The organism is Massilia hydrophila (assembly GCF_020208145.1).
GTDB classification, from domain to species: domain Bacteria; phylum Pseudomonadota; class Gammaproteobacteria; order Burkholderiales; family Burkholderiaceae_D; genus Telluria; species Telluria hydrophila.
In genome coordinates, this window is record NZ_JAHYBX010000003.1 from 397,745 (window position 1) to 413,392 (window position 15,648).

The window sequence follows — 15,648 nt, forward strand, 5'->3', positions numbered from 1 at the left end:
TTTTCTCCTGTTCTTGGCGAGATTCGCAGGCGGGATCGGTTACGCCAGCCGGGCCGCTCGCCGGGCCCTGTCAATCAGCTCCGGTCGGCGCTCCGGGGCCGCCTTCCTGTTGCACGCCTGCTTACTGCAGACCTGCCTTCTCGGCCACGCTCAGGCGCGGCGCCTTGACCACGACCACGTGGACGGTCGAGTCGACCATGACCGCCGAAGAGGCCTGCAGGATCTCGACAGGGCGCGCGGCGGCGGTGGCGTAGCTGGCGACCAGGCCCAGTGCGGCGGCGGTGAGGAAGATTGCTTCGAAGTTTTTACGGATGTTCATGGTGTGCTCCTTGGGCTCAAAAGTGATTCGGTATGATTGAACTTTACCGATCGCCAGGAGCTGTCGCCATCGGGATGCGACGAAGCGCGAAAAACAGGGGATGGAATGCGCAAAGCCCGGAACAGGCATGCGAAGCAGGCGCGTTCGCCGACGTTACGTCGTATTCCGCAAGCACCAGTGAAAAGGATGGCGGCATAAGCGCCGCCATCCATGCGGGAACAGGCTTAGAACACGCCCAGGTCGACCGGCTTGGAATCGGCCTTTGGCTGCTGGACGTCGATCTTCGCGCCCTGGGCCAGCTTGATGACGCCGGCGATGAAGCCACCGGAATCACTGACGACCTTGCCCAGCATCGGCAGCGAATCCTTGACCGGCAGGACCTGCGGCAGCGCCATCGGATTCGCGCCGGCCTTGGCGATCAGCGACTGGCCAGTCTTGGTCAGCGCCGCGGCCTGCAGGGCCCCAATGCCGTAGTTCAGCAGTGCGTCGCCGACCTGTTTCTTGCTGGCTCCGTCGAGCGTACCCATGCGGGCCTTCATCTCACCGGAATCATACAGACGCTTGGCTGCCGCGGACTGCGATTCCACCAGCGCGGCGGTGCGCGCCTTCTGCTCCTTCGGATCGGTCAGTTTGGCAATGGCGTCGAGCTCGGCCTTGGTCTGGTCGCGCTGCTCGGCGTTGGCGAAAGCTATGTTGATCGCGATGACCGCGTTGCCGGTGAGCTTGCTCAGCGCCGTGCTCTGGTTGATGAAGGTCGTGACATCGCCGCCGATGTCGCTGCCGCTGCTCTTGGCGCCCAGCAGGCCGCCCAGCCCCCCGAGTTGGGCATGCGCCGCGCCCGCGCCCATCAGGCAGGCGGCTACCATCACTGCTTGTGCGATCTTCTTCATGTTTCAGGTTCCTTTGTTTTAGTTATCGAGTTTCTTGAGCAGGTCCGACTGCATGGACAGTCCATTACCCAGCTCCCTGTATCCGTAGAATGCCGCACGGCTGGCCGCCGGCATGCCACTGAATTCCGTCCGCAGTCCGGTCGTCACGGTCTTCGCCACCTCGCTGCCGTTCTTGAAGCGCGCCATCAGGCCGAGCGTCACGGTGGCACGGCAGGCTTCGCCCTCGCACTGCGCCGCGTCCTCCCGGATCACATAGCCGGGCTGCACGCACAGCGCAATCGCCGGCGCCTGCAATGCGAGCGAGAACATCCCTGCCTTGAGCAGTCCATTGGCTTCGTCATAGAAGGCAGGATCGCCCACGTGTCCCGCGTGCTTGCGCGAGCGGTACAGGACGTGACGCACCAGCGGCGCCGCATATACAGCCTCGGCCTGGTTGTTCTGTCCGACGTAGACCGGTTCCTGGCAATCGACCACCGGGGTCACGCCCGGCAGCTGCTGGTCGAAAATGCGCACGATGTCACCGCGCTGCGGCTTCGGCAGCGCAGGATTGGTGGCCGAGTAGGACAGTCCTACCAGCGCCCCTTCGCCGAGTGGCGCAGTAGAGCCCCCAGACACGTCGAGGTCGAGCAAGGCCGGATTTCCATTCGCCTTGGCCGACAGCGGGTGCAGCACCGCAAAGCTCGGACGCTGTCCGGGCACGCCATCCATGCCCTCGACCCACAGGCGCTCGCCGTCCACCTTGGCGATACGCAGTTCGCGCGGCGTGAAGCGCACATTGGCCAGGAAATTCTGCGCCAGCCTGGCGGTCGCATTCTTGAGCGCCACTTCGCGCGCCTGGTCCAGGTGCAGGCCGCTTCCCCGCACGCGCTCGATGCTGTAGTCGTCGTCGCCCAGCTCCGAAAACACCACTTTGCCGAAGCGGTCCACGACCTGCGCGCTCACCAGCGTATGGAAACGCTCTTCGGTCTTGGTGCCACCTGCCCCGCTGAGCCGCACACTCGGCGTCGACACAGGCGTGAAGCGCAGGAAGAAATCGGGCGGGTCGGTGCGCACGCCCGAGGCTTCCGACATGCTCGGCAACTTGCCCCAGTCCACGCAGTTGGCAGAACGCGTGATCAGCTGGCGGGTCTGGGCAAAGTGCACATCCACGGGACTGAGCTGGAACGATGCCTTGAAACCGATCGCGCGTCCAAACATGTCGGCCACCGCATTCGAGGCAGCGTCGGCGGCACCAGCCACCGGCATCAGGCGCGGCTTGCGGCTGTCGTCACCCGTACCCTCGAAAGTGAACTGCAGGGTATCGCCTGGCGAGGCGCCGCCCATCGCGGCGCGCAGCACGGCGTAGCCGCTGTCAGCATACAGCACGTCGAAGATGCTCGCCTTGCCGTCCCGGGCGCGCGCCTCGACCTGTTCGCCCTTCACGAACCCGGCTTCCACGCCACGCTCGGCAACCAGGAACTTGCCGTCGCGGTCGGCGATCTTCACATCCAGCGCCTTCGGGTCGAACCCGGCGCGGGCGACCGCCACCAGGGAATCGACCTGGGCCTCGACGTTCTTGAGTACCTCGGCGCGGATCGTCGCGTCCATCGCACCGGATGCATACTCGGCGCGGCTGAAGCGGAAGGGTGTATACACGGTCTCGCTCATCGTGTAGACGACCTTGGCCAGGCTCGGGCGTACGAACTGCAGGCTCAGGGTCACCGGCACGAGTACTTCGACGTTCTCGCCTCGCTCTACCTCGTAGAGCGAGGCGCGGGTCACGCCCAGTACGACAGCGTAGGTGTCGGTCACCGCGAACGATGGCGTGGCGCGGCACTGCAGGCTGCTATCGTTGACAAAGCGGTAGCCGCTGCCGATGCGGTTGTCGGCCACCTGCTTGGCATGCACCAGCGAATCCGGGTAGACAGCATGCAACTGGCCAACGAAGCGCTTGAGCAGCGCGGCCTGCGCCGCCTGCCCGTCGGTGCCGTCGAACAGGCGCCTCATCACCTTGGGATCGAGCAAGCTGCGGGCCTGGCGCGCTTCGGGTGACATGCCTTCGAGTTCCTGTACCGGGAACAGGTAGAACGACGCGGCTGCGGCAGGCAAGGCTGCGCCCATGCCGGCCAGCAGGCCGGTTGCAAGAAGCAGGCCGCGCATTAGATCTGCTCCGGGCACTTGCCTTCGATACAGAACAGCAGGCGATTGCCACGGCGCTCGAAGCGGCCATTGCGGAAGGCGCTGTTGTCCGCTTCGATGTACTCGTCCACCAGGTCGTTGACCTGGCTGCTGAAGTTACCCTTGGCGACGACCTTCCAGCTGCGCAGTTCGTCGGTAGCATTGTCGCCTTCGCCGAATTCGACCACGCCAGTCAGCTCTTGCACGCGGCGCTCGAACTCGCGGCGCAGCTTGCCTGGGACGCGTTGCGGGCTGTACACCTGCACGAGGTAGGGCGCGCCCAGAGTAGTGGCCTGCAGCAGGTCGCGCTGGGCCTTGGTGCCGATGGTGTCGGCCAGCGAACGCGCCAGGGCGTCGGCAAGGTTGGCGCGGCAGTCCTGGTCGCTGGTTCCCACCGCGCGCTTCGGGATGGTGCCGGACGCAAAGCCTTCGCCGGTGTCGACGTCGGACGAGGTCAATGCCAGCTGGCCTGAACACTGCACCTGGCCGCTCGGCGACATGCCTTCCGAATGCATGGTGGCCTGACCATAGACGACGTAGCGGGCCTTGTAGTTGCCGCTGGCGGCCTTCTGCAGGTAGCTGTCGAATTTCTGCATGCGGGTGATGTCGGAGATGGTCAGGCGGCGCCCTGCTTCGACACGGAAATCCCGCTCGTCGGTGAACGACAGGCCGAACTCGCTGACGACCTGCTGCAGCTTCTGATTGATCAGAGACGCCTCGGCCTCGGCCGGCTTGGCATTGTCGATGCCGGCGAAGACCTGGCGCACCTTGAGGTTGACCACGTCGTTCTGGCGCTGGATGTCATTCTGCTTTTCCGAATGACTGGCGCTGCTGGCCGACTTGGCCGCGCTGGCGCTGGAGTAGCTGGCGCTGACCGCCGCCTGTGAGGACGAACTTGCCGCCACCGCCGACTTCTGCGCCCCTGCGAACTGGGTGTCGCGCGCGCCTGCCACACTGGTCTCGCGCGACCCGCTCGCCTGGCTGTTCCGGGCGCCGGCAGCCGCGCCACCGTAGCCGTCCTGGACCGCCAGCGCGGCGCGGTCGGAACCGCTGAACGATGCCTTGTCCGAGCCGGCGAAGGATGTGCGGTCGCGAGCTGCCACCGACGAGGCCGAGCTGGCCGCGTATGCGGCCTTGTCGGACGAAGCCGCCGCAAAGCTGCCCTTGGCGGCACTGGCCGAGCTGCTCGACGCGCTCCGCGCGGACGAGCTGGCCGAGCTGCGGTCCGACATCGAGCTCTTGTCGTGCGAGTAATCGATTTCGGTGAGCAGCGGCTTGGACGGATCGAGCCTGGTGCCGACACCATAGTATTCGTCGATCAGGAACAGGACCTTGGCACCGCCGCTGGCCAGCTTCGAGCCAAGACCGTAGGAGCGAGTCATGTCGAGGAACTGGTTCGATTCAACGTTGAGCACCGTGCGCGCGGTCAGGATATCACCCTCGGCGAGAAAGGAAGTGCGCAGGTTGTCCGCCAGCTGCTTGCGCAGCTCCTCGACGGCGTTCTTCACTTTCGGGTCGTTCAGGTTGGCGCTGAGCTTCATGCGCAGCACGCTGGCCACCGCGTCCTTCTCGGCCTGTTCGCGTGCGAGCCGACGGGCATTGACCAAGTCGCCGCTGGCCTTGATGCTGAGTTCCTTGACGCCGTTGGCGGAGAAGGTTTCGGCCAAAGCAGGCAAAGCAGTGCTGATGGCGCCGAGCGCGAACAGCGCTGGCAGCAGGAGATTCTTTTTCATGGGTGTGGGAAATGTGGATTACTGGGGAAGTTCGACCGAGACGTCACCGGCGCGTGCCTTGACCCCGGAAGCATCGATGGTGGCTTCGGCATCGGCCGGGACGCTTGCCTGGGTGCGCGCCACGGCCGCTCCCTCGGCGCCGCCTGCTGCGAGCGCCACCAGGCGCAAATCGGTACGCACCGGCTCGAGCAGTGGCTCGGCCATCAAGTCCACGCCCGAAATGGCGCCCCCCTTGATGGCCAGCTCGGCAAAGCGCACGGCATCATCCGCTTTTCCCGCTTGGGCACTGGCCTTGGCGGTCTCCCACGCAACTACGCCCGCCGCATCCTGCTTGTCATTCAGGAAAGCCACGCCTTGTGCCCCAGCTTCGGCGAACTTCCCCTGCGTAATCTGTGCGCGCATGGCGCTCGCGACATCGGCGGCACTGGCGGGCTTGATGGCCGTTGCCAGGCTCTCGCGTGCGCCGTCGCAGGCTGTCAACTGCGACATGGCCGCACCCATCGCCAGTGCGAGCGCGAGCACAAGCACTCTCCGTTTGTTCTGCATGATCACCCCTATCGTTATAATTTTTAAAGCGGTTGGAACTGGGCGATCCTACAGAGTCAACACATTTCTGTAAAGAAATCTTGTTTAGTGCTTTCCAATATTATTCAGGTCGCATATTCCGCTAGCGCGGGCGGTTTTCACCGCAAAGCCCTACGGGCGGCGCAGGAGCAGCAGCAACTTGGCGCCATACAGCACGATGAGCGTGCCCACCAGGTCGCCGCTGGCCATGACCAGGAAGCTGTCGAGCAGGCCCTCGCGCTGTCCGCGCAGCGCGAACCAGAGGTGGTGCAGCGCCGGACTGGCGAGCGAGAAGGCGAGCGCGCAGCCGAGCAGGCGCCAGGGCCCCAGCCCGGCCAGCGAGGCATCGATGCGTCCCGCCACCAGCATCCGGTAGGTCAGGTAGGGCGCCAGCGCGGCCAGGATGCCGCCGATGAAGGAGCGGATCGGATCGTCGGGGAAGAAGTAGAAGAAGCAGATCAGCCAGGACGCGGCGAGGATGCCGAGCGCGCCCGCTTCCGCGAACAGCAGCGTGCACAGCAGGCGCACGCCGGCCGGCAGGTAGACCCAGCTGATCCCGCGCGCGAACTCGAAGCTGGAGAACAGCAGCTCGTTCAACGCGATCGCACCCAGGAACAATAGTGCCGTGCCGGCGCCGGCGGCGAACTTCCACTGCATATCAGACATGACTTCGGACGCGAGGTAGGATAAGCTTTGCTCTTCAGTGCACGATCATATCAGCGAATGCCACACCATCCAGAACATTCCGACCGGTCCGGCCCGGGCCCGGCGCGCCAGGCGGGGATGCATCCCGCGGCAGGGAGCGCAGCAGCATGAGCAAGTCCAGCCGCCCGGCCGACATCTACCTGCGCTTCCTGAACCTGCTCGATGCGCTGCGCGCCCTGCCCGCGTTGCCGCCGCTCGACCCGCTCGAGGAACGCATTCTGGCCGTGGTCGGACGCGCGCGCCAGCTGCAAGAGCGCCTCAGCGTGCGCGACCTGATGGCGCAGGAAGGCCTGGGTGCGCCGGCCACCGTCCATACCCGCATCAAGTCGATGCGCAGCAAGGGCTGGCTGGTGCTGGCCGATACCGAGGACAGCCGCCGCAAGCAGGTCGACCTGACCCCGGCGGCCCTCGCCTACTTCGACCAGGTGTCGGGGCTGATGCTCAAGGCCACCGAGGGCAGCTAGGCCGCCCCGGCCTCGTCGTCGAGACCGCGCAGGAAGGCGAGCTTCTCGGCGATCTTCGACTCCACGCCGCGCGGCACCGGCTGGTACCAGCCCGGTTCCGGCATCCCCTCGGGCAGGTAGGCCTCGCCCGCCGCATAGGCATGCGGCTCGTCGTGCGCGTAGCGGTAGGCGTGGCCGTAGCCCAGTTCCTTCATCAGCTTCGTCGGCGCATTACGCAGGTGGACCGGCACCTCGCGCGACTTGTCCTTGCGCACGAACGCCATCGCCGCGTTGAAGGCGTTGTAGCCGGCATTGCTCTTGGCCGCGATGGCCAGGTAGATCACGGCCTGGCCCAGGGCCAGTTCGCCCTCCGGGGAACCCAGGCGCTCGTAGGTGGTGGCGGCGTCGTTGGCGATCTGCAGCGCGCGCGGGTCGGCCAGGCCGATGTCCTCCCAGGCCATGCGCACGATGCGGCGCGCCAGGTACTTGGCGTCGGCGCCGCCATCCAGCATGCGGCACAGCCAGTACAGGGCGGCATCCGGATGCGAGCCGCGCACCGATTTGTGCAGGGCCGAGATCTGGTCGTAGAAATTATCGCCGCCCTTGTCGAAGCGGCGCGCATTCAGGGTCAGCGCGTTCTCGACGAAGTCCGCGGTGATATGGGTGACACCGGCCGTGTCGGCGGAGGTCTTGGTCTGCTCGAGCAGGTTGAGGAAGCGGCGCGCATCGCCGTCCGCATAGCCGACCAGGGTGTCGACCGCGACCTCATCGAACGTCAGGTGCTGCAGCACGCGTTCGTGGGCGCGCTGCAAGAGCTGGCGCATCTCTGCGTCGCTCAGCGCCTTCAGCACGTACACCTGGGAACGCGACAGGAGCGCCGAGTTGACCTCGAACGAGGGGTTCTCGGTAGTGGCGCCGATCAGCGTGACCAGGCCCGATTCGACGAAGGGCAGCAAGGCATCCTGCTGCGCCTTGTTGAAGCGGTGGATCTCGTCGATGAACAGGATGGTGTGCTTGCCGCGCGCCAGGTACTGCTCGGCCTGTTCGATGGCGGCGCGGATGTCCTTCACGCCCGACAGCACGGCCGACAGCGCGATGAACTCGCAGTCAAAGGCGTGCGCTGTCAGGCGCGCCAGCGTGGTCTTGCCCACGCCCGGCGGACCCCACAGGATCATCGAATGCGGCTTGCCGGACTTGAACACCAGGTTCAGCGGCTTGCCGGGGCCGAGCAGGTGGCTCTGGCCGATGACGTCGCCGATCGTGCGCGGGCGCAGCGCCTCGGCCAGCGGGGGCGCGGGTTCGGTCTTGAAAAGGTCGTCCATGCGCCTAGTGTAAACGATAGACGCACCGGAAGATGTGCACGGCCGGCCTGCGCGGCGCCTTCCGGTTGCCGCTGCCGGCTTATCGGCGCACTTATTGGCTGACGACGTCGGCGCCCTTCGGCACCTCGAACCTGAAATGCTGCGCGCCCAGCGCCGGATTGCGCTGGAAATTGGTGAACTTGAGCAGCGAGACCTGGCCGAACTGGTCCTTCAGTTCCATCGCCACCGGCACTCCGCCCTTCAGGCCAATGCCGATCTGTTCGAAGGCCGTGTCCTTCGCCTTCGGCACGGCGGTCAGCCACTCGGCACCGTCACGCTCGCCCGCTTCGCTCAGGGTGAAGTTCTTTTCCAGGTCGTTGCTGCCGAACAGGATGGCGGCCGGGGACGAGCCCAGCGCGTTGCCGAGCTTGCGGGTGGTGACCTGGTTCAGGTCCTTGTCGTAGATGTAGAGCGTCTCGCCGTCGGCCTGCAGCAGCTGTTCATAAGGTTTCTGGTAGGTCCAGATGAACTTGCCGGGGCGGGCGAACACGAAACTGCCGCTCGAGACGGGAGCGGCCTTGCCGCCTTTCGACTTGCTCAGCTGCTGCTGGGTGAATTCGCCCCTGGCGGACTTGGTGCCGGCGACGAAGCTCTTGAACTGGTCGAGGGCGGCGGCCTCGGCGTTCGCCGTCAGGGCGATGGCGGCGCTTGCGATCAATGCGGCGACATGGGTGCTCGTAAATTGCATGGGCATTCCTCTTGTTGTGGTCCCTCGCCGTGCGTTGAACGCGTGGGCGGGAGGACCCGCCCACCCTACGGGAGAGCGACGGTTATTCGGCGGTGGTGGCCGGCACCAGGATGTCGCGGTTGCCGTTCGACTGCATCGGCGACACCATGCCGGCGTGTTCCATCTGCTCGATCAGGCGGGCCGCACGGTTGTAGCCGATGCGCAGGTGGCGCTGGACCAGCGAGATCGAGGCCTTGCGGTGCTTGAGCACCACGGCCACCGCCTGGTCGTAGAGTGCGTCGGACTCGCCACCGCCCTCGCCAGCCGGGATACCCTCGGCATTGCCTTCTTCCAGCGTGCCGCCTTCGAGAATGCCTTCAATATAGTTCGGTTCGCCGAGCGACTGCAGATGTTTTACAACTCGATGCACTTCGTCGTCGGACACGAAGGCGCCGTGCACGCGGATCGGCAGGCCGGTCCCCGGCGGCATGTAGAGCATGTCGCCCATGCCGAGCAGGGTCTCGGCGCCCATCTGGTCGAGAATGGTGCGCGAGTCGATCTTCGAGGATACCTGGAACGCGATGCGGGTCGGGATGTTGGCCTTGATCAGGCCCGTGATCACGTCCACCGACGGGCGCTGGGTCGCCAGGATCAGGTGGATGCCGGCCGCGCGCGCCTTCTGTGCGATTCGGGCGATCAGCTCTTCCACCTTTTTACCCACCACCATCATCAGGTCGGCCAATTCGTCGATGATGATGACGATGGTCGGCAGCTTCTCGAGCGGCTCGGGATTGTCCGGCATGATCGAGAACGGATTCGGGATGTGTTCCTCGCGCTTCGCCGCTTCCATGATCTTGCCGTTGTAGCCGGCCAGGTTGCGCACGCCGAGCTTGCTCATCAGCTTGTAGCGGCGCTCCATCTCGTTCACCGCCCAGTTCAGCGCGTGGCCGGCCTGGCGCATGTCGGTCACGACCGGCGCCAGCAGGTGCGGGATGCCCTCGTAGACCGACATCTCCAGCATCTTCGGGTCGATCAGGATCAGGCGCACGTCGGCCGGATCGGATTTATAGAGCAGCGACAGGATGGTCGCGTTGATGCCCACCGATTTACCGGAACCGGTGGTACCCGCCACCAGGAGGTGCGGCATCTTGGCCAGGTCGGCGCACACCGGCTTGCCGGCGATGTCCTTGCCCAGGGCGACGGTGAGCGCGGAAGCGCTGTCGCCGTACACCTTGGAGCCGACGATCTCCGACAGGCGCACGATCTGGCGCTTCGGGTTCGGCAGTTCCAGCGCCATGTAGTTCTTGCCCGGAATGGTCTCGACCACGCGGATCGACGTCAAGGACAGCGAACGCGCCAGGTCGCGCGCCAGGTTGACGATCTGGCTGCCCTTCACGCCCGTGGCCGGCTCGATCTCGTAGCGGGTGACCACCGGGCCCGGATACGCGGCCACCACCTTGGCCTCGACGCCGAAGTCGGACAGCTTCTTCTCGATCAGGCGGCTGGTGAATTCCAGGGTCTCGACCGCCACTGTTTCCTGCGCCGGCGGCGCTTCGTCGAGCAGCGCCAGCGGCGGCAGCGGCGAGTCGCCGTTCAGGTCGTGGAACAGCGGGGTCTGCATTTCCTTCTGGGCCCGCTCGGACTTCGGCACGCTGGTCATCTGCGGCTCGATCTTGATCGACGGGACCGGGGCCTGGGCCGAAGGCGCCGGCGAGGACGCGGGCGGCATGGCCAGCGAGGCCGGCATCGAGGGCGGCAGGATCACGGGTTCGGCGCGCGCCCCGGCCTGGGACGCGGCCTGCGGACGCGGCTCGAGCACCGGCTCGGCCTTGACGATGGCCGGCGGGGCCGGATGCTTCTCTGTGTATTTCTGGCGTTCGTTCACCACCAGCTCGTCGCGCTTGACGGCCGCGGCCTCGCCCTGCCTGCGGTCTTCGTGGTCTTCCATGCGCAGGCGGAACCAGTCGATCGTGTTCTCGACCGCTTCGCCGATGCGCTCGGCCACCGCCAGCCAGGACACCTGGAAGAACAGGGAGAAGCCGAGCCCGAACAGCAACAGGAACAGCAAGGTGGCGCCGGTGGCGCCAAAGGCGGCCAGGGCCGCCAGGCCGAGCTCCTGGCCCAGCACCCCGCCCGGCAGGCGCGGCAGCTCGACCTTCCAGGCATGCATGCGCAGGAACTCGAGTCCGACGCTGCCGATGAACATGATGGCGAAGCCGGTCCAGCGCACGTACATCTCGCCGGCATGCACCGGTTCGGCCGGCGCCAGCGCGTCGCTCAGGCGGCGCCATCCCTTCCACACCCCGCGCAGGAAGATCACGCCCCACCACCAGGCCGAGAAACCGAAGATGAACAGCAGCAGGTCGGACAGCCAGGCGCCAGCCTTGCCGCCCAGGTTGGCGATGCGCGGCACGGCATTGGCGTGTGACCAGCCCGGGTCGGCCTTGTTGTAGCTGAGGAGGATCAGCACGAAATACAGGAAGGCGCCGGCCATGGCGATCCAGCGCGCCTCCAGCAGGAGGCGCGACAGCCGGCCCGGCAGGGGCTGGCGGGCATGCGTGGATTGCGCGGTGCGGGTATATCCTGAAGTGCTGGCTTGGCTATTCTTGCTCATTGCTTGGTGCTGCAAAATGTCTGCAAAATGTCCGCAGAAGTGTACGCTATCGACAATCCGCCCATTCTAAGCCATATACGGCTGGGCCGGACCACGATTCATGCTGGCATGCATCATCGTCTATAATCTTGTGTTGCAAAGCAGGCCTTGATCTGGAGAAGGCCGCCCCCAGTTTCCGCTTGTTCATCTCTTATTGAAGCCTTCCATGACTACTTCCAAACACGCCAAAGTCCTGATTCTCGGTTCCGGTCCTGCCGGCTATAGCGCCGCCGTGTACGCCGCGCGCGCCAACCTGCAGCCGATGCTGGTGACCGGCGTCGAGCAGGGTGGCCAGCTGATGACCACGACCGACGTCGAGAACTGGCCGGGCGACCCGCTGGGCGTGCAGGGTCCGGAACTGATGCAGCGCCTGCTGCAGCACGCGGAGCGCTTCAATACCGAGATCGTGTTCGACCACATCCACACCACCTTCCTGAACGAAAAGCCGATTCGCCTGGTGGGCGACGCGCACGAATACACCTGCGACGCCCTGATCATCGCCACCGGCGCCTCGGCCCAGTACCTCGGCCTGCCGTCGGAACAGGCCTTCATGGGCAAGGGCGTGTCGGCCTGCGCCACCTGCGACGGCTTCTTCTACCGCAACCAGGAAGTGGCGGTCATCGGCGGCGGCAACACCGCGGTCGAGGAAGCCCTGTACCTGGCCGGCATCGCTTCCAAAGTGACCCTGATCCACCGCCGCGACAAGTTCCGCGCCGAGCCGATCCTGGTCGACCGCCTGATGCACAAGGTTGGCGAAGGCAAGATCGAACTGGCGCTGAACCACACCCTGGACGAGGTCCTGGGCGACAACAGCGGCGTGACCGGCCTGCGCATCAAGTCCACCGGCGACGGCGCCACCCGCGACCTGGCCGTGCACGGCCTGTTCGTGGCGATCGGCCACAAGCCGAACACCGGCATCTTCGAAGGCCAGCTCGAGATGAAGAACGGCTATATCCTGACCCGCTCGGGTACCGAAGGCATGGCCACCGCCACCAGCGTGCCGGGCGTGTTCGCCGCCGGCGACGTGCAGGACCACATCTACCGCCAGGCGATCACCAGCTCGGGCACCGGCTGCATGGCCGCGCTCGACGCCCAGCGCTACCTCGAAGCGCTGGAGGACTCGCCGCAACAGGCTTGAGGGGACCGATGGCGGGCATGAAGGACTTTTCCGAACTGAAGGGCTTGCGCGACAAGCTCAAGGAAGACGAGCGCCTGCGCGCCATCGAACAGGCCGAGCGCGAGCGGCGCGAGCGCATCGCGCGCGAGCGCGCCGTGGAATTTCGCGGCGCGATGGCAGGCGTGAAGAAGCTGCCGGAGTCGGACCGCTACGTTTACCGCCCGGTCTACGTACCGTCCGAGCGCAGCTTCCACGACCGCAAGCCGGGCACGCCCTTGTCCGAGGAAGAAGAAATCCAGGCCGTGCTGCGCGAGTCGCTGTCGGACCTGTTCGACGTCGAAGGCCTGCTCGACGAAGACCCGTCGCTGAGCTACGCCCAGCCGGGCGTGGGGCCGGACGTCGTCAAGAAGCTGCGCAAGCGCCACTGGCCGGTACAGGACGAACTCGATCTGCACGGCATGAACCGCGACGAGGCGCGCGACGCCGTCACCGATTTCCTCCACCGTGCCAACCGGCGCGGCGTGCGCTGCGTGCGCATCGTGCACGGTATCGGCTATGGTTCGCCCAAGGGCGAACCGGTGCTGCGCGGCATCGTGCACAGCTGGCTGGTGCAGAAGACCGAAGTGGTCGCCTTCTGCGTCGCCGGCAAGAAGGACGGCGGGCGCGGCGCCCTGGTTGTCCTGCTGCGCCCCGCCCTCCAGGACTGAACCGGCGGCAGCGCCCGGTTCTCCTGTGAATTAAATGTGTCCCGCCATGCATTACATGTAAAATGTGCTCAACCGGCAATTGCCGGATTTGACGAGAAGGGAATGGTGGCGAATTGAAGGGTACTTCCGTGATTCCCATGGAGCACGGCCGCCAGGTCGACCTGCTCAACTGTGCCGACGAGCCGATCCATCTTCCCGGGTCGATCCAGCCACACGGCGCCCTCCTCTTCTTCACTGCCAGCGGCCTGCTCGAAGGCTGGAGCGCCAACGCTCCCGGCCTGCTCGCCGTCGATCCTGCTCCTGGCATGCCCTACGACGCGCTGCCACTCCCGCAACCCGTGCTCGACCTGCTGGGCGAGTATGTCGGCACCGGCGAAACGGAGAGTTCGCCCTCGATGGTCCCGGTTGGTATTCGGGGCCAGGACTTCGACTGCATCGTGCACGCCGCCTGCGGACGCGTGGTGGCCGAGTTCGAGGGGCGCGACGTGGGTGCGGACCAGGTGGCGCTGTTCGCGGTCAAGGCGCATGCCTCGATCGACCGCCTGCGCCGCCAGAAATCCATCGAGGGCCTCCTGGCCAGCGCGGTCGACCAGATCCGCGCATTCACCGGCTTCGACCGTGTGATGGCCTACCGCTTCCGCCCCGACGACAGCGGCGACGTGGTGGCCGAGAGCCGGCGCGACGAGCTCATGCCCTACCTCGGGCAGCGTTACCCGGCCTCGGACATCCCGGCCCAGGCGCGCCGCCTGTACATCCTGAACACCCTGCGCTCGATCGTCGACGTGGACTACCAGGCCGTGCCCCTGCTCGGCCCGGCGGGCACGCCGACGCTGGACATGAGCCATGCGGTGCTGCGCAGCGTTTCGCCGATCCACATCGAATACCTGAAGAACATGGGCGTGGGTGCCTCGATGAGCGTGTCGATCGTGATCAATGGCCGCCTGTGGGGATTGATCGCCTGCCACCACATGGCGCGCAAGCCGGTGCCCTACTCGATCCGCATGGCGGCCGACGTGCTGGCCCAGGTGATGGGCTCGACCATCCACAGTATCGAATCGCGGCTGGAAAGCCAGCTGATCGAACGCTCGGCCTCGAACCGCACCAATCTGGTCGAGGACCTGCTGCTGGAAGACGACCCGCTCGAGACCTTCAGCCGCTTCGCCGGGTCGATCCTGTCCGCCACCGATGCCCAGGCGCAGATTACCAGCTGCTACGGCAGGCTGCGCGTGCACGGCGAGGTGCCGGCCGGCCTGGCGCAGGCCATCGTCGACTCGCTGCCGGAAGGCGGCCACGACCTGATCATGCGGGAAAAGCTGGACGACTGGCCCGAGCCGGTCCGCAGCCGGCTCGGCAAGTGGGTGGGCCTGATGGCCCTGCCCTTCGATCCGCCGGCGAACGGCTGGAACATCGTCCTGCGCGTCGAGCAGATCGAGCAGGTGGCCTGGGGCGGCCGTCCCGAGAAGACCAGTACCTTCGGCCCGCTGGGCGAGCGCCTGACTCCGCGCGGCTCCTTCGACGCCTGGTACGAGACGGTGCGCGGCCACGCGCACCCGTGGGAAGCGACCATCCAGGCCAACGCGCGCATGACGATGGCGGAACTGGTGCGCGTGATGACCGCGCGCCGCACCCAGACCGAGGCCACCCGCGCGCAGCTGCTCGCCATGCTCGGCCACGACCTGCGCGACCCGCTCCACTCGATCAACATGGCCGGCATGGTGCTCGAAAAGGGCGCCGCCCAGCCGACCCTGGGCAAGCGCATCCAGTCCTCGACCAGCCGCATGCAGCGCATGATCAGCCAGGTGCTGGACATGAGCCGCATCGACGGCGGCCTTGGTCTGGGCATGAGCCTGGAACCGGTGGACCTGGCCGCGCTGGTCGAAGACCTGCTCGACGAAGCGCGCTTGGCCTATCCCGCGATTCCCTTCCAGTCCGGTCCCAGCGAACCGGCAATCGTGAATGCCGACAGCGGGCGCCTGGGCCAGGTGCTGTCCAACCTGCTGAGCAACGCGCGCCACCATGGCGAAGCGGGCACGCCGGTGCGGGTCAGCGTGATGGCGGACGGACGGGAAGCGGTGGTCGAGGTCAGCAACGTGGGCGCGCCGATCGCGCCGGACATCGTGGCGACCCTGTTCAATCCCTTCAAGCGCGCCTCGCTGCACAATCCGCGCAACCGCACCGGCATGGGCCTGGGCCTGTACATCGCGCAGCAGATCGTGCGCGAGCACCATGGCGAGATCGCTTACCGGCACCAAGACGAGGAAGTCGTGTTCTCGGTACGCCTGCCCCTGCTCGACAGCTAGGGGCCGCCGACCTGGCCGCGCCGCGCGGCCGG

The 15,648-nt window shown here is 66.2% G+C and carries 13 protein-coding genes; 4 read left to right on the forward strand and 9 right to left on the reverse strand.

The genetic code is table 11. The features are described from left to right. Nucleotides 1-121: 121 nt before the first annotated feature. From LE190_RS11340 to LE190_RS11365, 6 genes are all read right to left on the reverse strand, one after another. On the reverse strand, nucleotides 122-319 hold the full coding sequence (locus LE190_RS11340) for a hypothetical protein (RefSeq protein WP_225238783.1): 198 nt from the start codon (nucleotides 317-319) through the stop codon (nucleotides 122-124). A gap of 224 nt (nucleotides 320-543) precedes the next feature. Beyond that, nucleotides 544-1,209, reverse strand: coding sequence for a hypothetical protein (locus LE190_RS11345; RefSeq protein WP_225238784.1), 666 nt, complete (start codon nucleotides 1,207-1,209; stop codon nucleotides 544-546). 18 nt (nucleotides 1,210-1,227) lie between these two features. After that, the gene (locus LE190_RS11350; RefSeq protein WP_225238785.1) at nucleotides 1,228-3,348 is read right to left on the reverse strand and encodes a hypothetical protein; all 2,121 of its coding nucleotides are present in this window, start codon (nucleotides 3,346-3,348) and stop codon (nucleotides 1,228-1,230) included. Beyond that, on the reverse strand, nucleotides 3,348-5,099 hold the full coding sequence (locus tag LE190_RS11355) for a hypothetical protein (protein WP_225238786.1): 1,752 nt from the start codon (nucleotides 5,097-5,099) through the stop codon (nucleotides 3,348-3,350). The genes LE190_RS11350 and LE190_RS11355 overlap by 1 nt, the downstream gene beginning before the upstream one ends. Before the next feature lie 18 nt (nucleotides 5,100-5,117). After that, the gene (locus LE190_RS11360) at nucleotides 5,118-5,645 is read right to left on the reverse strand and encodes a hypothetical protein (protein ID WP_225238787.1); all 528 of its coding nucleotides are present in this window, start codon (nucleotides 5,643-5,645) and stop codon (nucleotides 5,118-5,120) included. A gap of 150 nt (nucleotides 5,646-5,795) precedes the next feature. Further along, entirely contained in the window at nucleotides 5,796-6,329 is a 534-nt protein-coding gene (locus LE190_RS11365) for a hypothetical protein (RefSeq protein WP_225238788.1), read from the reverse strand. 146 nt (nucleotides 6,330-6,475) lie between these two features. Between LE190_RS11365 and LE190_RS11370 the strand changes: the two genes are divergently transcribed. Further along, entirely contained in the window at nucleotides 6,476-6,832 is a 357-nt protein-coding gene (locus tag LE190_RS11370) for a winged helix-turn-helix domain-containing protein (protein ID WP_225238789.1), read from the forward strand. Here LE190_RS11370 and LE190_RS11375 read toward each other — a convergent pair. The 3 genes from LE190_RS11375 to LE190_RS11385 form a co-directional block, all read right to left on the reverse strand. Continuing rightward, on the reverse strand, nucleotides 6,829-8,133 hold the full coding sequence (locus tag LE190_RS11375) for a replication-associated recombination protein A (RefSeq protein ID WP_225238790.1): 1,305 nt from the start codon (nucleotides 8,131-8,133) through the stop codon (nucleotides 6,829-6,831). The two genes, LE190_RS11370 and LE190_RS11375, sit on opposite strands and share 4 nt — an antisense overlap. Before the next feature lie 91 nt (nucleotides 8,134-8,224). Further along, entirely contained in the window at nucleotides 8,225-8,860 is a 636-nt protein-coding gene (gene lolA / locus LE190_RS11380; protein ID WP_225238791.1) for an outer membrane lipoprotein chaperone LolA, read from the reverse strand. A gap of 82 nt (nucleotides 8,861-8,942) precedes the next feature. Then, entirely contained in the window at nucleotides 8,943-11,453 is a 2,511-nt protein-coding gene (locus tag LE190_RS11385) for a DNA translocase FtsK (protein ID WP_225238792.1), read from the reverse strand. Between the two features lie 205 nt (nucleotides 11,454-11,658). Here LE190_RS11385 and trxB point away from each other — a divergent pair, with 205 nt between their 5' ends. The 3 genes from trxB (at nucleotide 11,659) to LE190_RS11400 (ending at nucleotide 15,616) form a co-directional block, all read left to right on the forward strand. After that, nucleotides 11,659-12,630, forward strand: coding sequence for a thioredoxin-disulfide reductase (gene trxB, locus LE190_RS11390; protein WP_225238793.1), 972 nt, complete (start codon nucleotides 11,659-11,661; stop codon nucleotides 12,628-12,630). Between the two features lie 8 nt (nucleotides 12,631-12,638). Continuing rightward, nucleotides 12,639-13,316, forward strand: a complete 678-nt coding sequence (locus LE190_RS11395) for a Smr/MutS family protein (protein ID WP_225238794.1) — start codon at nucleotides 12,639-12,641, stop codon at nucleotides 13,314-13,316. A gap of 113 nt (nucleotides 13,317-13,429) precedes the next feature. Further along, nucleotides 13,430-15,616, forward strand: coding sequence for an ATP-binding protein (locus LE190_RS11400; protein WP_225238795.1), 2,187 nt, complete (start codon nucleotides 13,430-13,432; stop codon nucleotides 15,614-15,616). Nucleotides 15,617-15,648: the final 32 nt, after the last annotated feature.